General features: G+C 35.9%; 1 protein-coding gene. It reads right to left on the reverse strand.

The genetic code is table 11. From position 1 onward, the window contains the following. Nucleotides 1-105: 105 nt before the first annotated feature. Complete coding sequence (locus tag GOQ16_RS18515; RefSeq protein WP_160070439.1) at nucleotides 106-342, reverse strand: hypothetical protein; 237 nt, start codon at nucleotides 340-342, stop codon at nucleotides 106-108. Between the last annotated feature and the right edge of the window lie 120 nt (nucleotides 343-462).

The following is a 462-nucleotide window of genomic DNA, read 5'->3' on the forward strand; positions in this document are numbered from 1 at the left end:
TTTATCCCATCAGGCGGTCGATCAAGGTTTAAACCTTGTTTACATACATCGAGTTCATCTCGAATTTCATGGCCTTTCGCCATCTCCTTGAGTCAACACTTGACTTTATTTTGTGTAACCAATAGGTTCATCATCCTCGATTAATAATACTTGATTAGTAATCATGGACTCATACCTTCTAAGAGGTTGAATGATCCTATAAGATTTACATAGAGCTGATCTGTTCTCAGAAGTCTCTACTTCCAAATCAAGAATATGTCCCTCATCAGGTGTGAGACCACACTCAGATTTATCTATTTGGTCAACCATATCTGTGGATTCTTGAACTCCTTCAAGATTCATTCTACTCTCACTGTTCTCTCCTAGAATAAACTCTTTCTCTAGGAGTTTAACATATATTGAGTCGAACATCTTCTTCTCAATGAGATTATAGAATTAATATCCAATTTCATCTTTTGGATA

Origin of the sequence: Sphingobacterium bovisgrunnientis (assembly GCF_009829085.1) — a bacterium.
GTDB classification, from domain to species: Bacteria; Bacteroidota; Bacteroidia; order Sphingobacteriales; family Sphingobacteriaceae; genus Sphingobacterium; species Sphingobacterium bovisgrunnientis.